We start from the raw sequence: 24,729 nt of genomic DNA on the forward strand, positions 1-24,729 counted from the left end.
GCTCATGCCGCCGGCTATCGCCTCCCTGCTTTTGCCTTTAACCCTGAAAAAAGAGGGTAAAATAATAACGGCTGGCTGGCCCGTTGCCTACGTCCTTTTACCTGCGGCCTTACACCTTGAATCCATAGTGCGAGCCGTCCGGCAGCTCAATATTCAGCTGCAACTTGCCGCCCGCCGCTTCGATATAGCGTTTTAGCGTGGAAAGTTTGATATCGCGCCCCGGCTTTTCCATGCCCGCCACGGTAGGCTGTTTTACACCCAGCGCCTGCGCCATCTCGCTCTGGGTTTTCTGCACCCGCTCACGCAGTTCAGCAAGCTGAATATCCAACTGTATCTCTGCGGCCAGCTTTTCTGCTTCTGCCACGACATGCGGTTCTTCTTCCGCCAGCATCTGTTCTAATGTACGCATACGTTACCTCTGGTCCTGTTCAGATAGTCAGTAAGCTCCCGATCGGCTATCGGGATCATCACGCGATAAAAACGTTTTTCATTGCCTGTTTTGCCGCCTGCGCAAAGCAGCACGCCGGTTCTCTGTGGGTCAAAAGCGAAAAAGATCCGTATCGGTTTGCCACGGCACTGCACGCGAAGCTCTTTCATATTGCTGTAGCGCGAACCCTGAATGCTGTCGGCCCCGGGGCGTGGCAGCTCCGGCCCTCTTGCGCGCAGCACCAGCAGCGAACCCAGCACGGCTGCCCGTTCATGATCCTGAAGCGAGCTAAACCACCAGTCAAACCTGTCCGTTGTTTTGAGCAACCACATATGCGGCCTCCGTTAATATAGCTCCAGACCTATATAGGTGTAAAACTATAATGACGGATTTTTTTGTAAGGTGCCGCTGCCTGTTTGCTAAAACCAGAAGCGCTTTCCTGAGAAAGCGTGCACCTATGCCTTGCTTACAATGTGAATGCAGCGCAGTTCGCAAAACCGCGTATCGAAAAGCGCAGTTTTCTGCCTGTAACGAATTCTTTTGCGGCCGATCAATAAGCGTCAGAAAGTAACTTATTAGCCTTGAGCAGCGGCTATGTTGGCTGCGCGCGATGCCAAACAGGCTAAGGGTTAAGATGACAACTTTTGAAAAACGCATTCAGGTTAATTTCAGCCAGAGCCAGATGTATAACCTTGTCGCCGACGTCGCCGCTTATCCCGACTTCTTGCCCTGGTGTCGGCAGGTTGAGATCCTTGCCAGCCAACCGGAAACAAAAATGGTGCGCATCGGTTTGCGCTTTCAGCAGTTCCCTGAACTTAGCCTGACAACCCGCGCGACTTTCCATCCCCCCTCCTCGCTGCATCTGCGGCTGGTGAGCGGTTCCTTTCTGTCGCAGTTTGAGGGCAACTGGTTTTTTGAAGCCACGGGAGAAAAAACCTGTACCGTAACTTTCACAGTGAAATATCGCTTCGCTAACGGCCTGCTGCGTTTGACCCTCGCCCCTTTTTTCAGCCTGATGGTCAGAATGCTGCCGGGGATATTTATTCAGCGGGCGGAGGAAATTTATTCGCGCGCCTGAATAACGTCGCCATCGACATCCGCACATTCGTCACTGCGACAAAAGTCAGAAAGCCCAGGCTGCCTGGATAACCATGCCATAGCCGTTGCTTCTTTTATAAACGATAAGGTTTTCCGCAGACTGCGTATCGCCATAAGCATGACAGACCGTAATCTTTTGCTTTAACGCAGGCTCCTGAATTTCCATACCGGAGCAACTATGGCGACCGCCAGCGACCCAATGGGCGGCGATTGTATAGCGGCTTTCATGGTGTGCCGTTAAGTAGATAGCCGTATACAAAGGAACGGTGACAATAACTAAAGAGAAAATAAACAGCCCTGGCAGCACTCGCAGGCCGTTACGCAGATCCTTAACGACATTTTTAAACCTGAGCCAGCTAAACAGCACGACGGTAGCCAGCGCGGAAAGCAGGCAAAGCAGCCGCAGCGAACGCGGATTGCCCCACGTATTTTGCCAGACGATGTATTTCCATAAGCAGAACAGAAACAGCACCGCTACAAAAAAACAAGTCCATAAGAACAGCCGAGGGTAGCCATATTTTTCCATGTTAATCCCTGTACAGGAAAAAGAAATGATTTACCTATCATACCATTAAACGCTAATCCCCGTACGCCGGGATCAACGATGCAGCCGGTGCGCCTGCAAACTGTCGCGTCCCCTTTTTCCCAAATCTGACTATCCTTATCTTTCCGATACGCTCCTCTAAAAAGAGCGATCGCATTCATCTTTTCAGGCGTGCCTGTATTCCGAGCAATGAGGCAGTGTCGACATGAGTAAGCGCTGCGCACACTGTCAGTGACCTCCCCAATCTGGAGACGACAATGACTCAACTTTATCCTTTGCAGCTCACCGTCAACGGTGAAAGCTGTCAGCTGATGGTCGATCCGCGCACTACCCTGCTGGATGCGCTGCGGGAGCATATTGGTTTGACCGGCTCGAAAAAGGGCTGCGACCAGGGGCAGTGCGGCGCCTGTACCGTGCATATCGACGGCGAACGCGTGCTGAGCTGCCTGACGCTGGCGGCCCAGGCGGCAGGCAGAGACATTACCACCATTGAAGGTCTGGCCGCGCCGGACGGAACGCTGCATGCGGTGCAGGCCGCTTTCCTGCGCCACGATGCCTTCCAGTGCGGTTATTGTACCTCCGGCCAAATCATGTCGGCCGTTGCCTGCATCAAAGAAGGCCATGCCCGTTCCGATGATGAAATCCGCGAATATATGAGCGGGAATTTATGCCGCTGCGGTGCCTATCCCAATATCGTCAAAGCCGTGAAGGACGCGGCGGCCAGCCTGAGCCAGGAGGCCACATCATGAGATCGTTCAACTATCAACGCGCGACCGACGTCAGCCAGGCCACGACGCTGGCCAGCCAGCCAGAGGCGCGCATTCTCGCCGGCGGCACGACGCAGCTGGATCTGATGAAGTGCGGCGTCGAGCGTCCCGCCACGCTGGTGGATATTACGCATTTGCAGGATCTGCATGATATTACGCTCAGCGACGGTGAGCTGACGCTCGGCACCCTGGTAAAGATGAGCCAGGCGGCCGACAGCAAAACGGTAAAAACTTTTGCGCCCGCGCTGGCAGAAAGCCTTTCGCTCGCCGCCTCGGCGCAGCTGCGCAATATGGCCTCGCTGGGTGGCAATATTCTACAGCGCACCCGCTGCAGCTATTTTCGCGATCCGCTGGCCTGGTCGGCCTGCAACAAGCGCAACCCCGGTTCCGGCTGCGCCGCGCTGAACGGCCTGAATTATAATCATGCGGTACTGGGCACCAGCGACAGCTGCATCGCGCTCTATCCCGGCGATTTTGCGGTAGCGCTCACCGCTTTCGACGCGGTGCTGAACCTGCAAAACAGCGCGGGCGAACTGCGTTCCGTTCCCGTTACCGATTTTTTCCGCCTGCCGTCCGATCGTCCCGATCTCGAGCACCAGCTGGCGCCTGGCGAGATGATCGTCAGCCTGACGGTGCCGCGTAGCGCCGCGCTGGCCCGCTCGCACTACCTTAAAGTGCGCGATCGTAGCTCCTACGAATTCGCCGCTGCCAGCGCGGCCGTAGGGCTGGAGATGGAAGAAGATAACCTGACCATCAAAGAGGTACGCGTCGCGCTGGGCGGCGTGGCAACCAAACCCTGGCGCGCTTACCAGGTAGAGCAGGCGCTTAAAGGCCAGCGGCTGGAGGAGAAAACGCTGCGCAAAGCGGCGGAAAAAGTGACGGAAGGCGCCATTGCCCGCCAGCATAACGGGCACAAAATTATTCTCGCGCCTCGCGTTATCGCCAGGGCTTTGATGACCGTGGGAGGTCTGGTATGAGCACGCTTGAAACGTCATCGAACGGTCGTCAGCAGGCTTTAGGCAGCCCGCTGGATCGCGCCGACGGCAGGCTGAAAATTCAGGGGCTGGCGACCTACGCTGTCGAAAAGTCGCTGGATAATCTCGCATACGCGGTAGTGGTTCAGTCAACCATCCCCTATGGTCGTATTACCGCGATGCACACCGAGCGCGCGCGCCGGTCGCCCGGCGTGTTGGCGGTGTATAACCACGAAAGCGGATTAACCATTCATTCGGCCAAAACCTTTGGCGAAGGCGGCGCGGCGGCGCAGGCTTTTCTGCCGTTGCAGGACGATAAGGTTTTGTGGAACGGTCAGCATATTGCGCTGGTCGTGGCCGAGACGCTGGAGCAGGCCACCGAGGCCGCCGCGCTAATCGAGACGGAATATGAACAGCAGCCGCCGGTGGTGCATCCGACCCACCCCAACGCTAAACCAGAAACGGTGGATGCTTTAACGATTGACTGGGGCGACGCCATCCCCGCGCTGGCCCAGGCGGAGGTGCAGGTAGGCGGCATCTATACCACGCCAAGAGAATATAACTCGCCCATTGAGCCGCATGGCTGTATCGCGCATTGGCAAAACGGCAGCCTGACGCTGTGGGAACCGAGCCAGTGGCCGGGCGGCGCGCGTCAGGTGGTGTCGGAATGGATGGCGATCGATCATGGAAAAGTGCGTGTTATTTCGCCCTTTGTCGGCGGCGGTTTCGGCTGCAAAGGCGGGATACAGCCGCATAGCGCGCTGGCCTGCGCGGCCTCACGCGAGCTTAACCGGCCGATTAAACTGGCGCTGACCCGGCCGCAGACTTTTACCGCTTTCGGCGGCAGGCCGCGCACGCATCAGCAGCTGGCGCTGGGTGCCAACCGCGACGGGCTGTTACAGGCTATCGTGCACGACAGCTGGAACGAAACCGCGCTGAACGATGTGCACAAGGAGCCTTGTAATTCCGTGACCGCGCTGATGTACGCCTCGCCAAACTTCTTATCGCACCACAAGCTGATTCACCTGAATACCGTCAACCCAAGCTGGATGCGCGCGCCGGGCGAAAACCCGAGCGCTTTTGCGCTGGAAGTGGCAATGGACGAGCTGGCGTGGGCGCTAAAAATGGATCCGCTGACGCTGCGCCTGAAAAACTATGCGGAGCAGGATCCGCAGGCCAGGATCCCCTGGAGCTCGCGCCAGCTGCGCGAGGCTTATCAGCAGGGCGCCGACGCGTTTGGCTGGAGCAAACGTCCACTTGAGCCGCGCAGCCTGCGCGAAGGCCGTCAGCTGATTGGTTGGGGAATGGCTTCCGGTACCTATCCGGTACGCCGTACGCCCGGCGAGGCGCAGATTGTTTTGTCCGCGGACGGCAGTATTGAGGTGCAGAGCAGCGGCGTGGATATCGGCACGGGCACCTACACTATTCTGGCGCAGACGGCGGCGGACGTGCTGCTGGTCGCGCCGGAAAGCATCACCGTATCGCTTGGCGATACGCTGCTGCCCCGTGCACCGGTTGCGGGCGGTTCGCAGCTGGCGAATTTGCTGACCGGCGCGGTGCATAAGACCGCGCAGGCGCTACGCGATATGCTGATAACGCTGGCAATTGCCACAGAGAAATCGCCGCTGTGGCAGCAGCCGCCTTCCGCTCTCTCGCTGGCCGACGGTTATCTCTGGCTGAGCAACAGCCCGGGATTACGGATTAGCTTTGCCGAGCTGCTGAAGCTTAGCGGCCGCGAAAAGCTGGTGGCGTATCAGGACACCTTCGATAAAACCGCCAGCGAGGAAGATCGCAACAAAGCGGATCGTACCTCCACCATGATGCTGCCGCCTACCGATGGCGGCGTGTCGGCCCACAGCTGGAGCGCTATCTTTGTCGAAGTCGCGGTCGATGAAGACTTCGGCACGGTGCGGGTCAAAAGGATGGTCGGCGCCTTTGATTCCGGCCGGGTTTACAATCCTAAGCTGGCAGAAAGCCAGTGGATTGGCGGCATGGTAATGGGAATCGGCCAGGCGCTGCTGGAGCAGGGGCAGATTGACGATCGCGATGGCTGGATAGCCAACGCCAACCTGGCCGAATATCTGATAGCGGTCAACGCGGATATCCCTGAACTGACCACAATTGACGTTGGCAAGCCGGATTACCTGGCTACCGTACTGGGCGGCAAAGCGGTCGGCGAGCTGGGGATCGTCGGCGTGGCGGCCGCCATATCCAATGCGGTCTGGCACGCTACCGGCAAACGTATCCGTGATTTGCCTGTTACTCAGGACAAGCTGTTATAACCGCAGGCGGGCTGGCAAACGGCCCGCGATCTTTATGCAGCAGCACGTCCGCCATCACCGCCAGCGCTGTTTCGGCTGGCGTTTTACTGTCGTGCGCCGGCCCCACAGGCGCAAACCACGCCGTCTCCGTTAGCGATTAGCGGCGATCCCACTGCCCGAGGCGAAGCACCCCAGGTTTTGATGACGGTATAAAGCCAGACGGGCTGGTCTTTAATCCAGTTCAGCGCCTGGCGCATAACGCGATCGTTGCGCGACTGCATGGCTCTCTGCTGCCGGCAGCTGTGAAGGCAGATCGATATCCTGCAAAATTGATGCATCCTGTAGCTCAATCGTATACAGGGGAAACTGCATCAGCAGGCTGCGTGCGCCCTGCTCATCGGTCAGCGCGCTGAGCGCCCTGAAAGCGCAGCGGCCAAACCCCACCGGATGCCCCGGACTGGCGCGAAAAACGGGACGCACGATCCCCTCCTCAACCACTTTACTGGCTACCAGCTGCAGCGTGGCCGCAGAAATAAAGGGCATATCCGCCAGGTGGATCAACCAGCCGTCCCATGCTGCGGTCTGGCGAACGCCGGCGGCGATCGATTCGCCCATGCGGGTATTTTCCACCAGCACCGTTGGGATGGCCTGCTGCTCACAGTAGTCGCGAATGGCCTGCTGCGCGGGCCGCGTCACCACGCATACCGGCAGGCCGCTTTGCTGCGCCGCCTGGCAGCTGTGAACAAAGACCGATTTCAGCTGCCCTGACGCATCAGCGAACGCCGCCTGTAGCTTATCGGTTACGCCACCCGCTTCGGTAAATCGCTGTCCAAGACCGGCCGCGATAACCAGAACGCCGATCGTTTTTTCCCTGTGCTCATGCTTATCCATATCCCATTACCCTTATTAACGTTCGGGGCTACCAGCGTAGCGCAAATTATCCTCTGCGGGTATGAATTCAGACTGCGCCTGAGCACACACGCTTTATTTCAGCTAACATGCTGTTAAGAAAACAATAACCGCCCAGGAGAGACTTATGACGCGGCCACCATCAGGATTAACCGTAGACGAGGCGCTGGATAAGCTGGATGCCCTGTACGAAGCAGCGGTCAGCGCGCTGCGCCAGGCGATTACTACTTATGTCAGCGACGGCACGTTGCCGGATGCGGCCAGCCGCACCGCCGGCCTGTTTGTTTACCCGGAGCTGCGCGTCAGCTGGCAGGGTGATGCGGCGGGCCACAAGCTGTCGCGCGCCTTTGGCCGTTTTACCCGCCCCGGCAGCTATGCCACCACCATTACCCGGCCCGCGCTGTTTCGCCACTATCTTTCCGAACAGCTTTCCATGCTTTGCAGCGAGTATCCGGTAACGCTGGAAGTCAGGCCTTCGCAGCAGGAGATCCCTTTCCCTTACGTTATCGACGGCTCCAACCTGGGGCTGGATCGCAGCATGAGCGCCGGGCTGGCACAGCACTTCCCAACGACCGAGCTGGCGCAAATTGGCGATGAGAACGCGGACGGTCTTTATCAGCCGGGCGAAAAGTTTCCTTTGTCGCATTTTGACGCGTTGCGCACCGACTTTTCGCTGGCGCGGCTGCGTCACTACACCGGCACGCCGGTCGAGCATTTTCAGTCGTGGGTGCTGTTTACCAACTACACCCGCTACGTTGACGAATTCGTGCGTTGGAGCTGCGAGCAGATAGCAGATCCGGATTCGCCTTACGAGGCTCTTTCCTGCGCGGGCAATATCTGCGTGACCGCCGAAACGCCGGATCCCCAGACCACCATTTCCGGCCTGGCCTGGAAAAACCATCAGATGCCGGCCTGGCATTTAATCGCCAAAGAGGGCCAGGGCATTACGCTGATTAATATCGGTGTCGGCCCTTCCAATGCGAAAACCATCTGCGATCATCTGGCGGTGCTGCGTCCCCATGCCTGGCTGATGATTGGCCACTGCGGCGGCCTGCGTGAAAGCCAGACAATTGGCGACTACGTGCTGGCTCACGCTTACCTGCGCGACGATCACGTGCTGGACGCGGTACTGCCGCCGGATATTCCGGTACCGAGCATCGCCGAAGTGCAGCGTGCCCTGTTTGACGCAACCAAACAGGTTAGCGGCATGCCGGGCGAAGAGGTTAAACAGCGCCTGCGTACCGGCACGGTGGTGACGACGGACGATCGCAACTGGGAGCTGCGCTATTCCGCTTCCGCTCTGCGTTTTAACCTCAGCCGCGCGGTAGCGGTAGATATGGAAAGCGCCACCATTGCGGCCCAGGGCTATCGCTTCCGGGTACCTTACGGCACGCTGCTCTGCGTCTCCGATAAGCCGATCCACGGTGAGATCAAGCTGCCCGGCCAGGCTAACCGTTTTTACGAAGGCGCGATCTCCGAACATTTGCAGATCGGTATCTGCGCGATAGATCTGCTGCGCGCTGAGGGCGATAAGCTGCATTCGCGTAAGCTTCGCACCTTTAACGAGCCACCGTTCCGCTGATTAACAGGGCGGAGGTGAAAGCCTCCGCCTGATGGCATTAAAACCGGGCCGTAGCCTGCAGCTGGATCCAGCGACGCTCCAGCGCAGAGACGGCTATCGCCTCCAGCACTTTCGACACCTGTAGTCCTTCGGCAAAGTCCGGCCACATCGGATCGCCCGCCGCGATACCGTTAATGAGATCCCGGATTTCCACCGTTTTTTGATCGTTAAAGCCGATACCGTGTCCGGCAGAAATGCAAAAAGCGGCATAATCAGGATGCGCCGGGCCGGTCAGAATGGTTTTAAACCCCTGTCGTCCGGCGTCGTCCTCATGTCGATAAAGTGCCAGTTCCGCCATTCTTTCCTGGCTGTAGCGGATCGCTCCTTTCGTGCCGGTTACCACATAGGTCAGCCCCATTTTGCTGCCGCAGGCAATACGCGACGTTTCAATCACGCCGTGCGCGCCGTTGGCAAAGCGCAGCAGCGCGCTGGCCTGATCTTCGTTTTCTACTTCGCGCAGCAAGGCGGGATTTTTCGCATCGGGACGCTGCCTGATAACCGTCTGCATATCGCCGGAAACCTCGCGGATTTCACCTACCAGATAATGCGCCATATTGACGATATGCGCGCCAAGGTCGCCAAGCGCGCCCAAACCGGCCAGCGCCTTCTGACAGTGCCAGTCCAGCGGCGCCTGCGGGCTGGCGAGATAATCTTCATTGTGCGTGCCGTAAAAATGCACCACCTCGCCTATCTCGCCGCTGGCGATAATCTCTTTCGCCAGCTGGCTGGTAGGATTTTTCATATAATTAAAGCCCACCAGCGTTTTTACCCCGGCCTGTGCGGCAGCCTGCGTCATCTCCTCGGCATCCGCCACGCTCAGCGCCAGCGGCTTTTCAGAATAGACGTGCTTGCCGTGGCGAATAGCCTCCAGCGCCATTTCCTTGTGCAGAAAGTTGGGCGCGCAGATGTCCACCACGTCGATCGCCGGGTCCGCCGCCAGCTCGCGCCAGTCGCCTGTCCAGCGGGCAAAACCCAGCGCTGCGGCCTGCGCTTTGGCGACCTCCGGGCTGACCTCCGCCACCATCTCGCGCACGATCTCGCCTTTCAGCGCAAAGACGGTGGCCGCCTGCGCATAAGCAATCGCGTGGCAGCGTCCAATATAGCCGGTGCCGATCAAACCTATCCTGACCTTTTTCATTGGGGTTCCTTAGGGGTGAACGAGGCGCTTCAGTGGAATGTATATTTCAAAACTAGCCTGAACAATATGAAAATGAAATAAACGTGATCATGCTGACGAAAATCGCTGCGTTATTCAGCGGTTACATTCACGGATTGCGAGACGCTACGCAAAGCCTGGCCGACGGCGTTTTTCCCGCCGGGCGAGCCCCGCCGCTGAATTGCCGATTAATGCAGCAGTCAGTAAAAAAAGTGCAAACAGGCTTTGACATAGCCAATCGCTATAGATATTATGCGCCCCGTTCCAACAATTCCTCTGTAGTTCAGTCGGTAGAACGGCGGACTGTTAATCCGTATGTCACTGGTTCGAGTCCAGTCAGAGGAGCCAGATTTAAAAAGCCCGCTCAGGGTTACCTGAGCGGGCTTTTTGCTTTTTTCCGGGCCAGCGCCGGTCCCTGCCACGTCTCTCGCGCTATGCGGCCCAGCGCTATCATAAAAAGATCCTGGTAGCGCTGATTGAAAAGGATACCCGCGCGGCGAAGCTGGCCATGTGGCAGCATCCGGAAAACGTCAAACGCCGCCTGCTGCAGTTCTCTGACGTGGCCGACCTTGATTTTGACGGCTATCTGTTTGGTTCCTGGCCGCTGGATACGGCCAACGGTCAGGACGATCTTAGCTGAGATCGCTGCCGTTGCTGGCGATCGCCTTCTGATACCAGTAGAACGATTTTTTCTTATAGCGGTTGCCGGTGCCGGAGATAGTGTCGTCCAGATCGACATAGATAAAGCCGTAGCGCTTGCTCATTTCGCCAGTGGACATGCTGACCAGGTCAATGCAGCCCCAGGGCGTATAGCCCATTAGCTCGACGCCGTCGTCAATCGCTTCCGCCATCGCTTCAATATGCTGGCGCAAATAGTTGATGCGGTAGTCGTCTTCCACCCGGAAGTTTTCATCCGGCCGGTCGATGGCGCCCAGGCCGTTTTCGACAATAAACAGCGGTTTCTGGTAGCGATCGTAGAGCTGATTTAGTCCAATGCGCAGGCCGACAGGATCGATTTCCCAGCCCCAGTCGCTGGCCTCCAAAAACGGATTACGCGCGCCGCCCAGCAGGTTGCCCTGAGCAGACTCCGCTTCCGCGGTTTTATTGATGGTAGTGGACATGTAGTAGCTGAAGCCGATGTAATCCACGGTATGCGCTTTGATTAACGCCATGTCGCCCGGCTGGATATCCAGCGTCACGCCCAACGATTTCCACAGGCTTTTGGCGTAATATGGGTAGTCGCCTTTTGCCTGCACGTCGGCGCAGTAGAAGTTAAACGATTGCATCTCTTTCAGCGTGGCCAGCTGGTTAAGCGGGTTACAGTCAAAGGCATAGGCGGTAGCGTAGATAATCATGCAGCCAATCTGAATGGCGGGATTGGTTTCGTGCGCGATTTTCACCGCCATGCTGCTGGCGACAAACTGGTTATGCCACGCCTGGAACTTCGCCTGCGGATCCAGCGCGCCGGTTTTTACCGTCAGGCTCTGGCTCATCATCGGGAAATGTACCGCGCTGTTGATCTCGTTAAAGGTCATCCAGTACTTTACTTTCTGGCCGTAGCGTTCCAGCACCGTCCGGGCAAAGCGTTCAAAATGCCCAATGACTTCACGATTTTTCCAGCCGCCGAATTCGGTGGCGAGATGCAGCGGCATTTCATAATGGGAAAGGGTGATAACCGGCTCGATGCCGTGCGCAAGACAGGTAGCAATCACCTCATCATAATGACGCAGGCCCGCTTCGTTGGGCTGCTGCTCAACGCCGTTTGGATAGATGCGGGTCCAGGCGATGGAAAAGCGATAGCACTTGAAGCCCATCTCCTTAAACAGCGCAATATCCTCGCGGAAGCGGTGATAGTGATCGATGCCTTTATGGTTGGGATAGGTGTAGCGGGAAGGGTCGAGGGTGAAATCAAAATCAGGCGAGGAAACGATAGCCAGGCGGGACTTGCCGCCGGGAATGGCGTCCACGATGGAAAGCCCTTTGCCATCCTCGTTGTAAGCGCCTTCTACCTGATTCGCGGCGGTCGCGCCGCCCCACATAAAGCCTTGCGGAAATCTTTCTTTCATTGCATTCATCCTTTTTAAAACGGCAAGTTTTAACGGCAATTGATGACAAGATTTGTACCAGCGACGATTTTAAAGCAAAAGCAGGATGGCAGACAGGAAAGAAGCCGATTAATACCGTGCGGGCACAATGGTTAGCGCTATGCGTTCTGCCAGCGCCAGCACTTTAAACCAGGTGCCGTGATCCTGTAGCAGAGAACGGGAAACGCCCGTGGGCCGTAGCGTTTTTACGCCGAGGCGATCGCCAAAAAGCACGATGGCGCGCGCCGCGTCATCCTGTCTGGATATCCAGAGCAATCCCTGCGCCTGCGGACACTGACAATAAATAGCTTCGGCCCATTTTCGGGTGGCCGGATAGCAATCTTTTTCGGTATCGATTAGCTGGCTACGCTTCAGGCCGAGCTTGTGTAAAGCCAGGCTGCGTAAATCCACCAGCCTCAGCGCTTCCGTTACCTCAATAACCGAGTGCTGCTGGCCGGTAAACTTTGCCTTGTCCATGCTTTTGAACCCGGCGGTATGCGGAACGTCGTGAAACAGCGTTTCCATCAGCGCGCAGGAAAATGTCGTCCCGGCATACAACGTGGGAATAGCGCGATCTTTCTCATCTTTAATGGGGCTGAATCGCGCGTTGCCTTTAAGGCCCGGATTAAACTGCGTCGCTTGATATTTATCCAGATGGATACGGTGTAGCTTTTCACCGGCGTTGAGAAGTGTCAGGGTAACAGCAAGCTCTGCCGTAGGAGCGGGAAGCCATAAAGCATCGGCAGAGCTAGCCATGTTCAACGCCTTCCACCTCATCTTTCGCTGCTTCTATTACCTGTTCCGGGCTGCTGAGCAGCAAATCCTGCGGACGCCTGCCGCCCAGGGCGCTGTTGTCGGCCCGAAACCAGTAGGCCATCCCCCAACCGTCCTTGCTATCGGTGAAGATTTTTATGATTTCCATCAGCGCCTTACAGGGCCGGAACCCGTTGTCCGCCGCTAAGGCCCAGGCGGGATAATAATCAATACCGTGATGCTGGATGGTAAAAATCTGCTGCTGTTTTTTCCACTTATGCGGCTGCGCGCTGGGGTTGCGCGCGCTGAACCCGGCCAGCCCGGCCACTTCTGTCGCCGTCAGCCAGTCTCCACTTTCCAGTACGGCCTTACGGGCCTGGATCAGCATAGCGGCTTCTTTCAGCAGCGTTGGCGAGACCGGCGCCGACGGCAGCATGATTTCCGCCAGTCGCTCCAGCGATGACTGCTCCTGACGCTCCCGCAGCACCTCAAGCAAAGAAACGGTCATGTTCATAATGTTTTCCGTTAACGTTTCGACCACGCCCGGCTGTTGATGAACAAAGGTCATGGCCAATACACGATCGGCCTGAGACTTATTTAATCGGGCCTGGATCTCTTTGGGGGTGCCTACCAGCGTCGCGATACCTGAAGAATCCGGAATGGCGCTCATAGCTTTATCCTTGGTGATGGTAGTTATGAGCAATATAGCATAACCACCATCACTAACAAGGTCACTTTTTAAACAGGAACGTAACGATAAAACCCCGATGTCGGCGATCGGGGCATCAGATTACAGCGCGACGCGCATCACCTCGTCAGGCACGATGGCTTCCTGTTTGCGGGAAGAAGCCTGCTTGACGGAGATATAGAGCGTCTGGCCATCCGGCGACAGCGCAAGGCTGTTTGGATGGGTCGGCGCCTTAAGGGTTTTGACGACTTTATAGGTTTTGCCATCAATAATGCTGACTTCGCCCGCCTCACGGTGGGTCACATAAATTTCATTACGCTGTGGGTTAAACAGCACTGCCAGCGATTTTGGCACGGCGATTTTCTGTATAACCTTGCCGTCCTCGGTGTTTACCACCAGCAGCTCAGGCTGCTTAGCGTCGCTGATAAAGGCGCGATGCGTGGCCGGATCCAGGCTGATATTCAGAAAGAAGTGCTCGCCTTCCGCCAGCTTTACTTTTGCAAGCAGCCTGTTGCTGGCGGTGTCGAAAGTGAAGAGTTCATTATCGCCGCCGGTGGCGTAAAGGCGATGTGCGGTGGTGTCCAGCGTCAGGCCGGTAGCGTGCTTGCCTAATCCTTCCAGCGTATGGCGCAGCGTCAGCTTATCACCATCCACCACCCAGATGCGGCTCTCTTCGCCCACGCCGCCGATATAAACCGTATTGGTATTTTCATCTACTGCCAGCTCACGCGGCGCCAGCGGACGGAAATTTTCGCTGCGCGAACGCGCATCCAGCACCAGACGCCCTTTTACCTTACCGCTTTTTACATCGATCGCGGTGACCGTGCTGTCCAGCGTGTTGCCGACAAAAAGCGTGTCGGTTTTATTGTTGATTGCCACACCAAAGGGCTTAAGGTCGTTGTGGATTGCCTGAGTAATGGCCAGGGTCTGCGGATCGAGGCGGTAAACCACGCCGCCCTTATCCAGCTGGCGGCTGCCGGAAGTGGCCAGATACAGCGCCTGCTGCGACGGGCTGTAAGCCATTTCATAAGCGCCTTTGGCAACGGGCTGGCGCAGCGGTTCAGCGGTTTCACTGTGGGCGGGGATCGCGGCGGCAAACAGCGCCAGCGTTAACAGGTAGCCTTTTCCACGGCTGAAGGTAGCGTTCATATTCTCTCCATGTAACTGAATGATCAGAGGTAAAGCGGCCCGACGCGCCGAAAATTAGCCCAGCAGCGCCGTGGTCAATCTTGCGGTACAGCAGCGCCTGTCCCTGTCGTCATAGATAGCGATTTCCCAGACCTGCTGGCTTCTGCCCAGATGCAGCGGCTGACAAACGCCGCGCACCAGGCCGCCGGTCACGGCGCGATGGTGGCTGGCATTAATCTCCGTGCCGACCACGCACTGCCCTTCCTGGCTGGTCAAAAAGCCGGCCATCGATCCTAACGTTTCCGCCAGTGCGACCGACGCGCCGCCGTGCAGCAGGCCAAAAGGCTGCTGCGTGCGGGCATCGACCGGCATGGTCGCTTCCAGCCTGGTCTCTTCCAGCAGAGTAAAGGTCATGCCCAGATGGGCGACCATCGATCCGTCGCCCATGCGGTTAAGCTCATCCAGACTCAGCTGACGCTTCCAGATAGATTTTGTCATTACGCCCCCAGCGTGCTGCCACCGTCGATCACAATATCCTGCATCGTGATATGGCTGGCTTGATCGGACGCAAGGAACAGGATGGTGCTGGCGACCTCCCCTGGCCGGGCGATTTTGCCCAGCGGAATACCGACTTTAAACTGCTCCGCAAAGCCGCGAATGCGCTGCTGCTCGGCATCCGGGCTTTTCCACAGCGTGCGCTGCATATCGGTATCGGTCGAGCCTGGCGACACCAGGTTGCAGCGCACGCCGAAGGAGGCCAGCTCCAGGCCGACCGTGAGGCTGAGGCTGCGCAGCGCCGCTTTCGACGCGCCGTAGGCCGACATACCGATACGCGGACAGTGGGCGGCGTCCGACGCCACGGTGACGATAGCCCCGCCACGCTGCTCGCGGAACCACGGCATGGTCTGCTGGAAAAGGTTAAACGCGCCGCCGACGTTGACGGCCATCACCGCTTCCCAGTCCGCCACGTCCAGCTCATCCGTCGCGCCCATCCGCAGAATGCCCGCGCCGTTGACCAGCACGTCCAGTCGCGGCGTTTCCGGCCGCAGCCGCTGGCATACCGCCTTCACCTGCTGCGCGTCGGCCACGTTCAGTTCCACGGTCTGAAACGGGTAATCGGCCTGCGGGAAAGCGAGATCCAGCCCGACTACCGTCGCGCCCGCCTCGTGAAAGGCCAGCGCGGTGGCATAGCCAATGCCTTTACCGGCGCCGGTTACCCAGATATGTTTATTGGTAAAATCGAGGCTCATGCGCGCTCCCGCGACAGCAGACGCCACCAGGCCGCCAGCGTCGGCTCTTTCGCCAGCATCACAAAATCGATATCGCCGTAAACTTTACGCCAGCGCGCCGCCAGCGCCATCATGCGCACCGAATCCAGCCCGTAATCGATCAGGTTCTCATCCTCTTCCGGCGTTTCGTCCTCATCCAGCATCGGCTGCACCAGCGCGCGCAGCTGCGCCATGCTCAGCGGCACCGGCAGCAGATCTTCCGTCAGCACCACTTTCCCGGCACGGCCGGCGGTATATTTCAGCGCCATCAGGTGCTCGTCGCGGCTGAAGTCAGCCAGCGCATCCGCCACCATAAAGGGCTGGATATCCCGCATAAAGGCATCGATAGCGGTGGTCAGGCAGCCGATATGCGCGTACACGCCGCAGATAATCAGCTGGTCGCGGCCGGTCTCTTTCAGGTGCTGCTCCAGCGGCGAGCGATGGAAGGCGCTGTAGCGCCATTTCACCAGCACCTCGTCGCCCTCTTCCGGCGCCAGTTCGGCTACGACTTTCTGCTGCTCCGGATGTTTATTCAGCCCCGGCCCCCACATATCGTTCAGCAGCGCGCGGTCTTTATCGCTTTGCTGGTTCGGCTGCGCCGTGTAGTAAACCGGAATGCCGTTCTGGCGGCAGTATTCACGCAGCGCGGCGATATTGCTGATGACCTGTTTGATCATCGGGCAGTCTTCGCCCCAGAAATTAATAAAATAGTTCTGCATATCGTGGATCAGCAGCGCGCCCCTGGCGGGTTCAAACGTCCATTTGACCTTGTTTTCTGGCAGGTCAGCGGCGGCAGGCAGCGCATAGGCTTTCAGTGCAGGGATAGTCATTTTTTCTCCGGAATTCAGTTGGTCTGGCTGGCGGCCAGCTGTTGACGCAGGCGTTTTTTATCCACTTTACCGACGGGCGTCAGCGGCAGTTCGTCAACGGTTTCAATACGATCGGGCAGCTTGTAGTCCGCCACGCCAAGCTCGCGCAGATAGCGGCGGATCTCTACGGCGCGCAAGGGACGTTTGCCCACGATAAAGGCGCAGCTTTTTTCACCCAGCAGGCTGTCCTCCATCGAGACCAGCGCAACGTGTAGAATGGCCTCGTGGCGTAACAGCAGGTTTTCGATCTCTTCAGCGGCAATTTTCTCGCCGCCGCGATTGATCTGATCTTTTTCGCGGCCCTGCACGCAGATATAGCCGTCCGGCGTAATGGAGACTAAGTCGCCGGAACAGTAGAAGCCGTTGGCGTCAAAGGCCTGCGCGTTGTGCTCCGGGCTGCGGTAATAGCCGCGGAAGGTGTACGGGCCGCGCGTCATCAGCCGTCCGGTTTCGCCCTGCGGCAGCGGATTGCCCTGCTCGTCCGCGACCCAAACCTCATCGTCCGGGCTCATCGGTGTGCCCTGCGTCGAGAAGATGTGCCGCTCGTCATCGGTCAGCTGCGTATAGTTGACCAGCCCTTCCGCCATACCGAAGACCTGCTGCAGCTGGCAGCCAATTTCTGCCGGAATGCGCGCCGCCAGCGCTTCGCTTAAGCGCGCACCGCCAACCTGCAACAGCTGGAGCGAGTTAAGCGCCCGGCTGCTGCCCCACTCCTGAATAGCCTGTAGCCAGAGGCTGACCGCCGGCGGCACCAGCGCCGTCGCCGTAATCTGATGTTTTTCAATCAGCGGGAAACAAAGGTTGGCGCTCGGATCGCCTGCCAGCACCACCAGGCCGCCGCCATAAAACACGCCGAAGGCACCTGGCGAACTGAGCGGATAGTTGTGGGCGGCGGGCAAAGCGCAGAGATAGCGGGTTTTTTCGTTAAAACAACAGACTTCCACGCTGCGGCGGATGCTGTAGTAGTAGTCGTTATGGGTACGCGGGATCAGCTTGGGCGTGCCGGTACTGCCGCCGGAAAGCTGGAAAAACGCGACTTCGTCAGCGGCGGAAGGGGCAGCGACAAACTCGCCCTGCGCCTCGTCGATTAAGGCTGCAAGCGAGGTATCGTCCTCACGAGCGTTGCGCAGCACCACCTCACGCAGCGACGGATAGCGCTGACGCAGCGGTTGCAGATAGTCGTCGGTGGCGAACAGCGCGTGCTGACGATCGGCGATCAGCAAAGCAGGCTCAATCTGGCTGGCGTAGGCGTCCAGCTCCTGGCGCTGATGGCTGAACAACGCGTTGACCGGTGCCACGCCGAGCTTCAGCAGTGCAAACAGCACGATATAGAATTCAGCCACGTTGCCCAGCTGCACCAGCGCGGTATCGCCGCACTTCAGGCCACGACGCTGTAAGGCCGCCGCCAGACGGGTGCTGGCGCTCTCCAGCTGCCGGTAGCTGTATTCGCGGTCGCCGTCGATCAGCGCCGTTTCCGTGCTGCCGGCACGGCGAGTTAAAATATCCGTTAAGGGCAGATCCAGCCAGTAGCCTTTTTCACGGTAGCGGGCCGCAAAATCGTCGGGCCAGCGGGAATAGCAAATCGTCATAAAGTAGCCTTATTGCAGTCCAAATACGTGCAGCATGGTGCTGAGCTTGACGCCGGTTTCACGCCATTCCGATTCCGGCGAAGAGGCCGGAACGATGCCCGCGCCAGCGAACAAGCGAATGTTTTTCCCGGCCAGGGTGCCGCAGCGAATGGTCACTACCCATTCGCCGTTGCCTTCGTCGTCGCACCAGCCGACGATGCCGCCAAACAGCTCGCGGTTAAACGGCTCCAGCTTTTCAATCCACTCGCAAGCGGCGACGTGCGGATAACCGCTCAGCGCGGGCGTAGGATGCAGCAGGCAGGCGAGCGACAGCGCCGTTTCCTCAGCCGCTGCGGCTTTGCCTTCAATCGCGGTAGCAAGGTGCCACAGCGTCGAAGTAGTGATCGGCTCCGGCTTGTCCGGCACCGCCAGAGAGCGGCTGCGCGGTTTCAGCACGTCGTACATGGCGCTGGTCACCAGGCGGTGCTCGTAGCGATCTTTTTGCGAGTACATCAGCTTTTCGCCTACCGCAAGATCGCGCGCTTTGTCGCTGCGATCGCGTCTGGCCGAGCCCGCCAGCGGCAGCGAAGTGTAGGTTTCGCCCGACTTACGCAGCAGCAGCTCCGGGCTGGCGCCCAGCAGCGTGCTGCCGTCGGCCAGCGGCACATGGAAGTGGTAGCTGCCAGGGTTGAGCGCAATCAGGCGATCCATTAACGCCGTAGCCTGCACCGGCTCGGCGGTAGTGATATCAATCAGACGTGAGAGCACGACTTTATCCAGGCCGGGCTGGGCGGTCGCTTCCGCCGCTTTCGCCACCATCTCCATAAATTCGGCCTGCTCCGGGATATTCCGGCGCGCAGTAATTACCGGCTCTACGGCGGATTTTGCCTGCTGCGCCGCCTGTAGCGGCTGCTGGCGGGAGAACGCCTCATGACGCTCAGGAATAAATAGCGCGGAAGGCTGGCGCGTATCAAAGGGGATCGCGCCAACCATCACCGGGCGCGTAATCCCTTTGGCCCTGGCCGCAGCAAAGGCGCTGCGTACCTGCTGCTGGAAAGCGCCGTGCAGGTTGTCGCCATCGGCGGCAGGACAGGTAATTTCGGCAAAGCGACCAGTGGTGATAAAGCTTTTCCACGGCGATGCGAAGAAAAAGCTCTCAGATGAGAGAGAAACTGATGGTTTAACTGCATCAGCGCAAAGCGTCTCCATAACGGCCTCCAGCCACAACGATAAAAAGTATAATAATGATTATCATTTGCATTATTACCGCGTAACTTTAAGTAAATTCTTTGTGATGTCAAGCAACGTTTCGCAGTTTAAAACAGTGCAAAACACCACGCCGCGACCGGGCGCAACGTTTGCGCCGTTATTAGCATCATTTGGCAGCATTACCTGCCGCCAGGGCAGGCAAGGAAGGACTAAAACCCGATGTTATTCAGTTACGCTTTCTCCCGGCGAAGCGGGCGCGGGCTGGCGATAGCGTCGGAGCGAACCGAAGGCGGCGGCCAGCACCAGGCTGACGATGGCCAGCCCCAGGCCGCTGCTGCTGGCGGCGGTGGCGGGCAGCATAACCGTGGTCATCGCGCCCAGCAGCAGCGCGCCCAGCGAGTCACCCATCACGTTTTGCGCCGTCCACAGGCCGTTGATACGGCCCAGCATCGCGTCCGGCGTCAGCGTCTGGATTAGCGTGTATTGCAGCAGTGCGCTCAGGGCACTCAGGTAGCCAAACAGCATCAGACAGAGCGCACCCGCCTCCCAGTAAGGCATCAGGCCGCACAGCCCTACCGCGACGAAAGCGGCGACGGCGGTAAAAAGCATCACCTTTCCCGGACGCGGATGCTGTGCCAGATTACCGCTGGTCAGCGCGCCTGCGGCCGCGCCGAGCGGTACGGCAGCATAGAGAAAGCCAATTTGCTGCGCGCTCAGCGCCCAACGAATGGCCAGCGCCGGATAAAGCACGCGCACCGCCGTCGCCATGGTCAGCAGCGCGCCTACCAGCGCCACGCCGCCGATCAGACGATGGCCGAGCAGAAAGGTAAAGCCTTCCGCCAGCGACCGTAGCGGCCTGGCGTGCGACTGCGGCGGCGGCGGCAACGACGGCAGCCGCAGCAGCGGGATCAGTGTAATAAAGGTGCCCGCCGCCGCCAGCGCGAAGTTCCAGAATACGCCGCCCGCCGCGAGCAGTACGCCGCCCACCATTGGCGAAATCACCGCGCCCAGCCTGACCGTGAGCATGGTGATCGCCCCGGCCTGCATCAGGTTTTCACGGCCCACCAGCGCGGGCGTGGCGGCAAGCAGCGCCGTCACGCCGATGGCGCCGAAAAAGCCGTCCCAGATGCCCAGCAGGTAGATGGCGGTCAGCGACGGGGACGGCATGGCGGCATTGACGCACAGGCCAACAAAGCCCAGCCCGCAGGTCGACCGCGCAAACAGGATCAGCCGCCGACGCTCGTGGCGATCCGCCAGCACGCCGCCCAGCATCAGACCGGTAAACAGAGCCGCACCGGTCAGCGTGACCGCCATGCTTACCTGCCAGGCAGAACCGGTCAGCTGCTGGATCTGCACCGGCACGCCGACGCCAAGCAGGCCCAGCGCCAGAATAGAGATAAAGCGCGCAATAAATACCGCCCGAAAATCGGGGTGCGTCTTCAGCAGGCTGAGGCTGAGCATAAAAGTCTGTTTTTTCATTTAGTTGCCCGATCCAGCAGTTGGTTAAGGCGTGGGCCGATATGGGTAAACGCCTCTGCCGAAATAATATCCACATGCGCGCATTCCACCGGGAAGGTTTGCAGCGCGTCGAGCCACGGCGCCCACGCGGTGTGCGCATCCTGCCCCGGCTTCAGCGTTTTCTGCGCGACGAACAGCGTGGCTTCCCCGGCAAAACGGCGGCTTTTCGCGGTCGCCAATAGCCTGACCGCATCGCCGTAGTTGCCTTCGATAGCGCCGAAAAGCGCCTGGCTGGCCGAGGCCGCCAGCGACTCGCGCAACGACGCCTGCGCGGCCATAAAGGCTTCGCGCTCGCGGTCGATTTCCGCCAGCACTTCGGCATCCAGCTGGTTGTTCTGCGACCAGTTTTGCGTTTCCGGCGGCCAGGTATCCAGCAGCCCCAAAAAGGCGACATTTTCTCCCTGCGCTTGCAGGCGCGCGGCGACGGCGTGCGCCAGCGTGCCGCCCAGCGAATAGCCCAGCAGATAGTAAGGGCCGTGCGGCTGCTGCTCGCGCAGCGTGGCCAGATGCCGCTCGCAAAGCGCGTCCAGATTTTCCGCCTGCTGCATTGGCCCGTTCGGGCGCGGCGACTGAATGCCGATCAGCGACCAGCGCGCGTCCAGATAGCGTTGCAGAATGCTGAACTGCCAGGCGAAGCCGGAGGCCGGGTGGAAGCAAAACAGCGTGGGGCCGTGCGAACGCCGCAGCGGCAGGATGGTTTCCATGCCCGCGCGGCTCGCCTCTTCTTCGCTCTGCCGCGTCAGCTTTTCCGCCAGCGCGCCGACGGTGGACGCCACCATGATCAGCCCCGGCGTCACCGGCCTGTCGAGACGGCGACGCAGATCGACCGCCAGCCGCATCGCCAGCAGCGAATGGCCGCCGAGGGCAAAGAAGTCATCATTAACCGAGCGGATCTCGCATTCCAGCAGGCGGGCAAAGGCTTCGGCCACCACGGTTTCCACGCCTTCAGCCGGCGCGCGCCCTGTGGCGTTTGCCAGCTGTGGCAGCGGCAGCGCCTTGCGATCCAGCTTGCCGTTGGCGCTTAGCGGAAAAGCCGCCAGCTGCATCAGCACCACCGGCACCATATGCGCGGGCAGGCGATCGCTCAGCTGTTCGCGTAGCGCGGCCGTATCCAGTTCGCCGGACGCGGCCACCACGTAGCCCACCAGCTGCCGTTGATCGCCGCCGCCCGCGCTGGCATTGCCGAGCACGCAGGCATGGGTAACCGCCTGCGCCACGTTATCCAGCGCCAGCAGCGCCTGATCGATCTCGCCCAGCTCGATCCTCTGCCCACGGATCTTAAGCTGATCGTCGCTGCGGCCCAGGTATTCCACCGCGCCGTTCTCCAGCCAGCGCGCCACGTCGCCGGTGCGGTACATTCTTGCGCCCTCGCCTTCCGGATCGGCAATAAAACGGCTGGCGGTCAAATCGGCCCGCGCCAGATAGCCCTGCGCCAGCTGCACGCCGGTCAGATAGAGATCGCCCGCAATACCCGGCGGTACCGGCTGCATATTGCCATCCAGGATGCGCAGCCCGGTATTCCAGACCGGATAGCCAATCGGCACGCTTGCGCCCGTTACGTTTGCCAACGCTTCGCCGTAGGCCGGATACCAGCTCACATCCACCGCCGCTTCGGTCGGGCCATAAAGATTGTGCAGCGGCACGGCCGTTTTGTTCTGCCACTGGTGACAGAGATCGGTCGGCAGCGCCTCGCCGCTACAGAATACCCGCCGCAAAGAAGCACAGTGGGCCACGGCCTCGTCATCGGTTAACGCGGTGACAAACGCCGCCAGCATGGAAGGAACAAAGTGCGTGGTTGTGACACCGTAACGACTGAACAGCGCCCGGAGCGCCTGAGGATCGCGATGCGCTTCCGGCGGCGCCATCACCAGCTGCGCACCGGTCAGAAACGGCCAGAAAAATTCCCAGACCGAGACGTCAAAACTGCACGGCGTCTTTTGCAGCACGACATCGTCGGTAGCTAATCGATAATGATCCTGCATCCACAGCAGACGGTTTACGATCGCCTGCTGGCCGACCATGACGCCTTTTGGCCGTCCGGTAGAACCGGAGGTATAGATCACATAGGCGGTATGATGCGGGCGCGAGCGATCCTGAGCTGGCGGAAGATCCACCGTCGGCAGCGGCTGGTGGTAGCAGAAGCTTTGCAGATTTTCGAGCTGCGCAAAGCGGCCCAGCTGTGCTTCGGTGGTGATTAACAGACGCGGGTTAGCATCTTCCAGCATCATGCTCAGCCGGTCGGTCGGATAGCCGGTATCCAGCGGCAGCCAGGCGGCGCCCAGCTCCACAATGGCCTGTAGGGCAAGCGACAAAAACACCGAACGCGGCAGCGCCACGGCCACGATGTCGCCCGCCTGCACGCCTCGCTTTTGCAGCGCCTGAGCCAGCGCCGTTACCTGCTGACGCATCTCGCGGTAGGTAAAACTATGCTGGTCATCCGCCAGCGCGTCCGCGTCCGGGGTGCGCTGCGCCTGCGCCATAATCAGGCTGCTCAGCGTGGTTTGCGGCACCGCGACCGCGGTGTTGTTAATCTGCCGCAGCCGCTCTTCCTCATGCGGATGCAGCAGCGTCGCCTGCGCGCAGGTCAGCGTCGGATGGCCCGCGAACTGGCTAAGCAGCAGCGGCAGGCGGGCTAGATGCTCATGCAGCGTTTCCGCCCGATAGCGCTCCGCGTTCGCCAGGATTTCCAGCGAGACGTTGCCCTCTTCGTCCGGGTAGAGCGCGATTTCCAGATCGCGTACCGGGCCGGAAGCCAGCTGGTGGGTCACGCCTTCGATACCGGCAAAATCCAGCCGGTAGTCAAACATTTTCAGGTTGATGACCGGGCCGAACAGCGGCTCGCTCAGCTGGCCGATATCCCTTTGGATTTGCTCCGCGTCGTAGCGCTGATGGCGGCGCGCTTTTTTCAACTGCTGCTGCAGCGCCTCCGCCAGCTGTGGCAACGTGGCCTGAGGATCGAGCCGTATCGCCATTGGCAGCACGTTGAGCACCGGCCCGGTGGCGCTCAGCGCGGCCGATCCCAGGCGGCGCATAAAGATAAAGCCCGCGCTGTATTCCGCCCGCGCGCTGAGGCGGCCCAGCCACACCGCAACCAGCGCCAGCGCCAGTTCCGACGCGCTGAGCTGGCTTTGCGCCTTCAGCTCGCGGAAATCTTCGCGGCTCAGCTGCAAATGCTGACGAATAAGATGCGTGGTGGCGCTTTGTCCGTTCAGCGGCAGCGGCGACAGGCTGGCGGGCATCGGCAGCTGGCTCGCCTGCTCTTTCCAGAAGGCGGCATCGCGCTGGCGGGTCGCGGAGGCGCTATAGCGTTCGTACTCCTCCACCACATCGCTGAAAGGGACGAAAGGCGAAGGCTTCGGCTCGCTGCCGGTGCAAAGCGCGGTATAAATCTCCGCAATGCGACGGGTGATGGCGGTAAAGCTGAAGCCGTCCACCACCAGATGATGAAAACGCTGATACCAGTACCAGCGGCTTTCGCTCAGGCGAAAAAGAATATGACGGTAGATCGGGCTGCCGCTGCTGATGCGCAAATCCTGGTCCAGATCCTGCTGCATATGCGCCAGCGCCGCCGCTGCGGGATCGGCCTCGAGGCGCAGATCGACGCATTCCGGCAGGGTAAAGTCAGCGTCGACATCGACCCACTGCATCGGCACGCCGTCCCTTTCGGTAAAGCGCATCCGCAGCGTGTCCGCCTCCTGCATCCCGCGCACCACGGCCTGGCGCAGCAGCGGCTCATTCAACGCGCCGTTCAGCTCCACATAGTGCGCCACGCTCCAGGCGTTTACCTGTGGCGACAGCTGTTCCGCCATCCAGATACCGGACTGCGCCGCTACCAGCGGCATCATTTGCTGCTGCACTTTATTTATCAGCGTCCCGCTCATTTCACT

At 59.4% G+C, this 24,729-nt stretch carries 22 protein-coding genes, 1 tRNA gene and 1 pseudogene; 7 read left to right on the plus strand and 17 right to left on the minus strand.

The features are described from left to right. Positions 1-109: 109 nt before the first annotated feature. Positions 110-409: an XRE family transcriptional regulator gene (locus tag EGK14_RS05405; protein ID WP_125288059.1), complete on the minus strand. Its 300-nt coding sequence runs from the start codon at positions 407-409 to the stop codon at positions 110-112. Further along, positions 397-759: a type II toxin-antitoxin system RelE/ParE family toxin gene (locus EGK14_RS05410; protein WP_125288060.1), complete on the minus strand. Its 363-nt coding sequence runs from the start codon at positions 757-759 to the stop codon at positions 397-399. Before EGK14_RS05410 ends, EGK14_RS05405 begins: the two co-directional genes overlap by 13 nt. A gap of 302 nt (positions 760-1,061) precedes the next feature. Between EGK14_RS05410 and EGK14_RS05415 the strand changes: the two genes are divergently transcribed. After that, positions 1,062-1,505 (plus strand): type II toxin-antitoxin system RatA family toxin, encoded by a 444-nt coding sequence (locus tag EGK14_RS05415; RefSeq protein WP_158616031.1) that lies wholly within the window; start codon positions 1,062-1,064, stop codon positions 1,503-1,505. Positions 1,506-1,550: 45 nt separating this feature from the next. On the opposite strand, the gene EGK14_RS05420 is transcribed toward EGK14_RS05415, so the two are convergent. Next, positions 1,551-2,051 (minus strand): hypothetical protein, encoded by a 501-nt coding sequence (locus tag EGK14_RS05420; RefSeq protein WP_125288062.1) that lies wholly within the window; start codon positions 2,049-2,051, stop codon positions 1,551-1,553. Positions 2,052-2,326: 275 nt separating this feature from the next. Here EGK14_RS05420 and EGK14_RS05425 point away from each other — a divergent pair, with 275 nt between their 5' ends. The 3 genes from EGK14_RS05425 to EGK14_RS05435 are packed head-to-tail and all read left to right on the plus strand — an operon-like array spanning position 2,327 to position 6,092. Beyond that, positions 2,327-2,818: a (2Fe-2S)-binding protein gene (locus EGK14_RS05425; RefSeq protein WP_125288063.1), complete on the plus strand. Its 492-nt coding sequence runs from the start codon at positions 2,327-2,329 to the stop codon at positions 2,816-2,818. Beyond that, complete coding sequence (locus tag EGK14_RS05430; RefSeq protein WP_125288064.1) at positions 2,815-3,813, plus strand: xanthine dehydrogenase family protein subunit M; 999 nt, start codon at positions 2,815-2,817, stop codon at positions 3,811-3,813. The genes EGK14_RS05425 and EGK14_RS05430 overlap by 4 nt, the downstream gene beginning before the upstream one ends. Next, positions 3,810-6,092, plus strand: a complete 2,283-nt coding sequence (locus EGK14_RS05435; protein WP_125288065.1) for a xanthine dehydrogenase family protein molybdopterin-binding subunit — start codon at positions 3,810-3,812, stop codon at positions 6,090-6,092. The genes EGK14_RS05430 and EGK14_RS05435 overlap by 4 nt, the downstream gene beginning before the upstream one ends. An 83-nt stretch (positions 6,093-6,175) precedes the next feature. Here EGK14_RS05435 and EGK14_RS05440 read toward each other — a convergent pair whose 3' ends face one another. After that, a complete protein-coding gene (locus tag EGK14_RS05440; protein ID WP_233598453.1) occupies positions 6,176-6,328 on the minus strand; it encodes an XdhC family protein in 153 nt (50 codons plus the stop codon). Beyond that, on the minus strand, positions 6,303-6,962 hold the full coding sequence (locus tag EGK14_RS05445) for an NTP transferase domain-containing protein (protein ID WP_125288067.1): 660 nt from the start codon (positions 6,960-6,962) through the stop codon (positions 6,303-6,305). Before EGK14_RS05445 ends, EGK14_RS05440 begins: the two co-directional genes overlap by 26 nt. Before the next feature lie 145 nt (positions 6,963-7,107). On the opposite strand from EGK14_RS05445, the gene EGK14_RS05450 reads away from it, so the two are divergent. Next, positions 7,108-8,562: an AMP nucleosidase gene (locus EGK14_RS05450; protein ID WP_125288068.1), complete on the plus strand. Its 1,455-nt coding sequence runs from the start codon at positions 7,108-7,110 to the stop codon at positions 8,560-8,562. Positions 8,563-8,599: 37 nt separating this feature from the next. Here the strand turns inward: EGK14_RS05450 and EGK14_RS05455 are convergent, their stop codons facing one another. Continuing rightward, on the minus strand, positions 8,600-9,739 hold the full coding sequence (locus tag EGK14_RS05455; RefSeq protein WP_125288069.1) for a Gfo/Idh/MocA family protein: 1,140 nt from the start codon (positions 9,737-9,739) through the stop codon (positions 8,600-8,602). Between the two features lie 290 nt (positions 9,740-10,029). Here EGK14_RS05455 and EGK14_RS05460 point away from each other — a divergent pair. Both EGK14_RS05460 and EGK14_RS05465 read left to right on the plus strand, forming a co-directional pair. Further along, positions 10,030-10,105: transfer RNA gene (locus EGK14_RS05460), tRNA-Asn, on the plus strand. A gap of 103 nt (positions 10,106-10,208) precedes the next feature. After that, positions 10,209-10,397: pseudogene (locus EGK14_RS05465) on the plus strand (GntR family transcriptional regulator); the annotation flags it as partial. Here EGK14_RS05465 and EGK14_RS05470 read toward each other — a convergent pair. The 11 genes from EGK14_RS05470 to EGK14_RS05520 form a co-directional block, all read right to left on the minus strand. After that, on the minus strand, positions 10,390-11,823 hold the full coding sequence (locus EGK14_RS05470; protein WP_125288070.1) for a glycoside hydrolase family 1 protein: 1,434 nt from the start codon (positions 11,821-11,823) through the stop codon (positions 10,390-10,392). The pseudogene EGK14_RS05465 and the gene EGK14_RS05470 sit on opposite strands and share 8 nt — an antisense overlap. Before the next feature lie 108 nt (positions 11,824-11,931). Next, positions 11,932-12,597, minus strand: coding sequence for an RES family NAD+ phosphorylase (locus EGK14_RS05475; protein WP_199746378.1), 666 nt, complete (start codon positions 12,595-12,597; stop codon positions 11,932-11,934). Further along, a complete protein-coding gene (locus tag EGK14_RS05480) occupies positions 12,590-13,264 on the minus strand; it encodes an antitoxin Xre/MbcA/ParS toxin-binding domain-containing protein (RefSeq protein WP_125288072.1) in 675 nt (224 codons plus the stop codon). The genes EGK14_RS05475 and EGK14_RS05480 overlap by 8 nt, the downstream gene beginning before the upstream one ends. 120 nt (positions 13,265-13,384) lie before the next feature. Next, complete coding sequence (locus EGK14_RS05485) at positions 13,385-14,431, minus strand: YncE family protein (protein WP_125288073.1); 1,047 nt, start codon at positions 14,429-14,431, stop codon at positions 13,385-13,387. Positions 14,432-14,485: 54 nt separating this feature from the next. After that, positions 14,486-14,908 (minus strand): hotdog fold thioesterase, encoded by a 423-nt coding sequence (locus tag EGK14_RS05490; protein WP_125288074.1) that lies wholly within the window; start codon positions 14,906-14,908, stop codon positions 14,486-14,488. Next, entirely contained in the window at positions 14,908-15,660 is a 753-nt protein-coding gene (dhbA, locus tag EGK14_RS05495; protein WP_125288075.1) for a 2,3-dihydro-2,3-dihydroxybenzoate dehydrogenase, read from the minus strand. Before dhbA ends, EGK14_RS05490 begins: the two co-directional genes overlap by 1 nt. Then, a complete protein-coding gene (locus EGK14_RS05500; protein WP_125288076.1) occupies positions 15,657-16,508 on the minus strand; it encodes an isochorismatase in 852 nt (283 codons plus the stop codon). Before EGK14_RS05500 ends, dhbA begins: the two co-directional genes overlap by 4 nt. Positions 16,509-16,522: 14 nt before the next feature. Then, the gene (locus EGK14_RS05505) at positions 16,523-18,136 is read right to left on the minus strand and encodes a (2,3-dihydroxybenzoyl)adenylate synthase (protein ID WP_125288077.1); all 1,614 of its coding nucleotides are present in this window, start codon (positions 18,134-18,136) and stop codon (positions 16,523-16,525) included. Between the two features lie 9 nt (positions 18,137-18,145). Further along, positions 18,146-19,324, minus strand: a complete 1,179-nt coding sequence (locus tag EGK14_RS05510; RefSeq protein ID WP_125288078.1) for an isochorismate synthase — start codon at positions 19,322-19,324, stop codon at positions 18,146-18,148. Positions 19,325-19,546: 222 nt separating this feature from the next. Continuing rightward, positions 19,547-20,803 carry an enterobactin transporter EntS gene (entS, locus tag EGK14_RS05515; RefSeq protein ID WP_125288079.1) on the minus strand — a complete coding sequence of 419 codons (1,257 nt, stop codon included), beginning with the start codon at positions 20,801-20,803 and terminating at the stop codon, positions 19,547-19,549. After that, on the minus strand, positions 20,800-24,723 hold the full coding sequence (locus EGK14_RS05520) for an enterobactin synthase subunit F (protein ID WP_125288323.1): 3,924 nt from the start codon (positions 24,721-24,723) through the stop codon (positions 20,800-20,802). The genes entS and EGK14_RS05520 overlap by 4 nt, the downstream gene beginning before the upstream one ends. Positions 24,724-24,729: the final 6 nt, after the last annotated feature.

The organism is Erwinia sp. 198 (genome assembly GCF_003937915.1).
GTDB classification, from domain to species: domain Bacteria; phylum Pseudomonadota; class Gammaproteobacteria; order Enterobacterales; family Enterobacteriaceae; genus Erwinia; species Erwinia aeris.

What these genes read in the sequence shown, in the direction of transcription:
- EGK14_RS05520 (WP_125288323.1), bottom strand. Translation starts at nt 24,723, where the DNA reads ATGAGCGGGACGCTGATAAATAAAGTGCAGCAGCAAATGATGCCGCTG.
- EGK14_RS05415 (WP_158616031.1), top strand. Translation starts at nt 1,062, where the DNA reads ATGACAACTTTTGAAAAACGCATTCAGGTTAATTTCAGCCAGAGCCAG.
- EGK14_RS05420 (WP_125288062.1), bottom strand. Translation starts at nt 2,051, where the DNA reads ATGGAAAAATATGGCTACCCTCGGCTGTTCTTATGGACTTGTTTTTTT.
- EGK14_RS05470 (WP_125288070.1), bottom strand. Translation starts at nt 11,823, where the DNA reads ATGAAAGAAAGATTTCCGCAAGGCTTTATGTGGGGCGGCGCGACCGCC.
- EGK14_RS05490 (WP_125288074.1), bottom strand. Translation starts at nt 14,908, where the DNA reads ATGACAAAATCTATCTGGAAGCGTCAGCTGAGTCTGGATGAGCTTAAC.
- EGK14_RS05500 (WP_125288076.1), bottom strand. Translation starts at nt 16,508, where the DNA reads ATGACTATCCCTGCACTGAAAGCCTATGCGCTGCCTGCCGCCGCTGAC.
- EGK14_RS05445 (WP_125288067.1), bottom strand. Translation starts at nt 6,962, where the DNA reads ATGGATAAGCATGAGCACAGGGAAAAAACGATCGGCGTTCTGGTTATC.
- EGK14_RS05425 (WP_125288063.1), top strand. Translation starts at nt 2,327, where the DNA reads ATGACTCAACTTTATCCTTTGCAGCTCACCGTCAACGGTGAAAGCTGT.
- EGK14_RS05410 (WP_125288060.1), bottom strand. Translation starts at nt 759, where the DNA reads ATGTGGTTGCTCAAAACAACGGACAGGTTTGACTGGTGGTTTAGCTCG.
- EGK14_RS05440 (WP_233598453.1), bottom strand. Translation starts at nt 6,328, where the DNA reads ATGCGCCAGGCGCTGAACTGGATTAAAGACCAGCCCGTCTGGCTTTAT.
- dhbA (WP_125288075.1), bottom strand. Translation starts at nt 15,660, where the DNA reads ATGAGCCTCGATTTTACCAATAAACATATCTGGGTAACCGGCGCCGGT.
- EGK14_RS05455 (WP_125288069.1), bottom strand. Translation starts at nt 9,739, where the DNA reads ATGAAAAAGGTCAGGATAGGTTTGATCGGCACCGGCTATATTGGACGC.
- EGK14_RS05480 (WP_125288072.1), bottom strand. Translation starts at nt 13,264, where the DNA reads ATGAGCGCCATTCCGGATTCTTCAGGTATCGCGACGCTGGTAGGCACC.
- EGK14_RS05450 (WP_125288068.1), top strand. Translation starts at nt 7,108, where the DNA reads ATGACGCGGCCACCATCAGGATTAACCGTAGACGAGGCGCTGGATAAG.
- EGK14_RS05505 (WP_125288077.1), bottom strand. Translation starts at nt 18,136, where the DNA reads ATGACGATTTGCTATTCCCGCTGGCCCGACGATTTTGCGGCCCGCTAC.
- EGK14_RS05435 (WP_125288065.1), top strand. Translation starts at nt 3,810, where the DNA reads ATGAGCACGCTTGAAACGTCATCGAACGGTCGTCAGCAGGCTTTAGGC.
- EGK14_RS05405 (WP_125288059.1), bottom strand. Translation starts at nt 409, where the DNA reads ATGCGTACATTAGAACAGATGCTGGCGGAAGAAGAACCGCATGTCGTG.
- entS (WP_125288079.1), bottom strand. Translation starts at nt 20,803, where the DNA reads ATGAAAAAACAGACTTTTATGCTCAGCCTCAGCCTGCTGAAGACGCAC.
- EGK14_RS05475 (WP_199746378.1), bottom strand. Translation starts at nt 12,597, where the DNA reads ATGGCTAGCTCTGCCGATGCTTTATGGCTTCCCGCTCCTACGGCAGAG.
- EGK14_RS05485 (WP_125288073.1), bottom strand. Translation starts at nt 14,431, where the DNA reads ATGAACGCTACCTTCAGCCGTGGAAAAGGCTACCTGTTAACGCTGGCG.
- EGK14_RS05510 (WP_125288078.1), bottom strand. Translation starts at nt 19,324, where the DNA reads ATGGAGACGCTTTGCGCTGATGCAGTTAAACCATCAGTTTCTCTCTCA.
- EGK14_RS05430 (WP_125288064.1), top strand. Translation starts at nt 2,815, where the DNA reads ATGAGATCGTTCAACTATCAACGCGCGACCGACGTCAGCCAGGCCACG.